3 protein-coding genes are annotated in these 2,384 nt (G+C 46.3%); all 3 read right to left on the bottom strand.

Annotated features, from left to right (window positions below; genetic code table 11):
* A partial coding sequence (locus ABYT30_RS18505; protein WP_373097993.1) for a UDP-2,3-diacylglucosamine diphosphatase occupies positions 1-779 on the bottom strand: 779 nt, incomplete at its 3' end.
* A gap of 158 nt (positions 780-937) precedes the next feature.
* Positions 938-1,363: a response regulator gene (locus ABYT30_RS18500; protein ID WP_373097992.1), complete on the bottom strand. Its 426-nt coding sequence runs from the start codon at positions 1,361-1,363 to the stop codon at positions 938-940.
* On the bottom strand, positions 1,356-2,384 hold a 1,029-nt coding region (locus tag ABYT30_RS18495; RefSeq protein ID WP_373097990.1), incomplete at its 5' end, for an ATP-binding protein. The genes ABYT30_RS18495 and ABYT30_RS18500, both read right to left, overlap by 8 nt.

Here is a 2,384-nt window from a genome sequence, read left to right as displayed (position 1 = left end):
GGGCCGCCATTACCCGTCATGCTTTGCAATAAGGTTTGGTGCTCAGTCCATTGCAGCAATTCCAAATTTCCTTCGTAGGACTCACCCAATACCGTGCAATTCTCTATCCAGTCGCCGTCATTGCAGTACAGTAGACCTTTAATTTTGCGCAGCGCTGGCTGGTGAATATGCCCGCATACAACGCCATCGAGCCCCCTTCTTGCCGCTTCCCGAACAGCGGCTTCCTCAAAAACATTAATCACGTGGCGAGCATTGGGAATACGTTGTTTTATATAGGTCGCTAGGGACCAATAATTACGACCAAAGCGGCGGCGAATAAAATTGGCCCAGCGATTCAGGAACAAAAGTAAATCGTAGGCCGCATCACCAACTAGGTGCTCCCATTTACTTAGGCGAATATGTTCGTCGAGGCAGTCGCCGTGAAACATCAGCAGTCGTTTGCCAGACACCGTGGTGTGAATAGCCTCGCGTTTGATTTCAATAGGACCAAGAATATGGCCAACATAGTCGCGTAGGGGCTCGTCATGATTGCCGGGAATGTAGACGACACGAGTGCCTGTGCTGGCTTTCTTGAAGAGTGCTCGGACAACTTCATAATGGCTAGCAGGCCAGTACAAACTGCGCTTTAGCGCCCAAAGATCCACGACATCACCCACCAAATACAATGTTTCACATTCAGTTTTAGCGAGGAAGTCGAGGAGGTAATCCGCTCGGCAATCTTTAAAGCCAAGGTGGATATCAGACAACCAAATGGTTTTGTATCGTCGCCCTAGTTGCACGCGCACGCATCCTAGTTACTTAGTTAGCGCAAGCATAAGGCGTGAATATGACAATAGCGGGACTAAAAGCAGACAGTTTTATGACAAGCGCAGTTTGTAAACAGACAGAGAGAGAGCGTTTAGGGGCTATTTCACGGATTGGCGACGGACGCCCAACGCTAATCCGTCAGCTTTCTTATATGGGGGTAATGTTCAGCGAGAATTGCAGACAATTTCGCTTCGGTAAGAGGTTTGCTTGAGAAACTTTTAACCTCGCGCGTCCTCTCGGCCAATTCGGCGTCATCGGGGTTTAAAGAGGTCGTTAGCATTACCACAACCACGCCCGCCTGCTGCTCCGCCGAAAGAGTTTCATATTCTTCTAAGAACTGCCAACCGTTCATCACAGGCATATTGATATCTAAAAACACCAATTCAGGCTGAGGGAATTCACCGTCACTTTTCGTATTTAAATACGTTAACGCTTCCCGGCCGTCATTTACCTCTATCACGGACTCAGCGCAGCCATACTTCTCAATCACCAACCGGTGGATATAATTTGTTGCCTTGCAATCATCAACAAGCAACACGCGTTTGAGCTTATCCATCTATTTTGTTCCCGAGCGTGAAATAAAATACGCTGCCTTTGTTAAGTTCTGATTCTAACCAAATGTTACCGTCATGTAATTCAACAATTTTTTTGCAGTGTGCTAAACCAATACCACTGCCTTCAAATTTGTCACGTCCGTGCAATCGTTGAAAAATCAAGAAAACACGTTGGAAATCGTTTCCAGCAATGCCTATTCCGTTGTCCCTAACGCTAAACTGCCAAACACCCTCGATCTTTTCAGCCGAAATCACAATTTTCGGCTTAACATCGGGGCGACTAAACTTAAGACCATTGCTTATAAGGTTTTGAAAAAGCAGACGTAACTCGGTCTCGCGGCCCATAACAACCGGTAGATTACTGTATTCAACAACCCCGCCAACATCGGCAATACGCAATGCCAAATCGGCACAGACATCAGCTACCACTTTCTCGCAGCTTACCAACGCCACACTAGACTCCGCCCCTAAGCGCCCGTAATCTAACAAGCCCCGAATCAGCGCAGTCATCCGCTCAGTTGACTCATTGATAAACCCTAAAAATACCTTCGCCTGATCGTCCAGCTTTTCATCGTAGTTCTGCGTAAATAACTCAACAAAGCTTTGTACGGTGCGCAGGGGTTCTTGCAAATCGTGGGAAGCGATATAGGTAAACTGCTCTAAATCCTTATTTAAGCTCGCAAGTTTTTGATTATTAAGGCGCAATTCCTTTTCAATAACTTTGCGTTCCACAACTTCCTTTTCTAATAAATCCTGCCGATGAGAAAGCTCTTGCAATAAATGGTCAAAAACCCTCGCCAACTCACCCAGCTCACCGTCATCGTGAATAGGGAGATCCTCACTTCGCGTTGCCAGACCATCGCGTTTAAGGGCATTTCGCATTGCGACGATGGGACTCGCAATTCGCTTCGCCACATAGACAGCCACTACTGTAATCAACAAAAGTACAATACATAGAATAAAATAGACTTTATTTAATAAGCGATCTTTAAATGCCAAGGCATTGCGAAAATCATGACTAGC

Source organism: Zhongshania sp. (assembly GCF_041623545.1).
Lineage (GTDB): Bacteria > Pseudomonadota > Gammaproteobacteria > Pseudomonadales > Spongiibacteraceae > Spongiibacter.
This window is presented reverse-complemented; position numbering and strand designations above follow the sequence as displayed.

What these genes read in the sequence shown, in the direction of transcription:
- ABYT30_RS18500 (WP_373097992.1), bottom strand. Translation starts at nt 1,363, where the DNA reads ATGGATAAGCTCAAACGCGTGTTGCTTGTTGATGATTGCAAGGCAACA.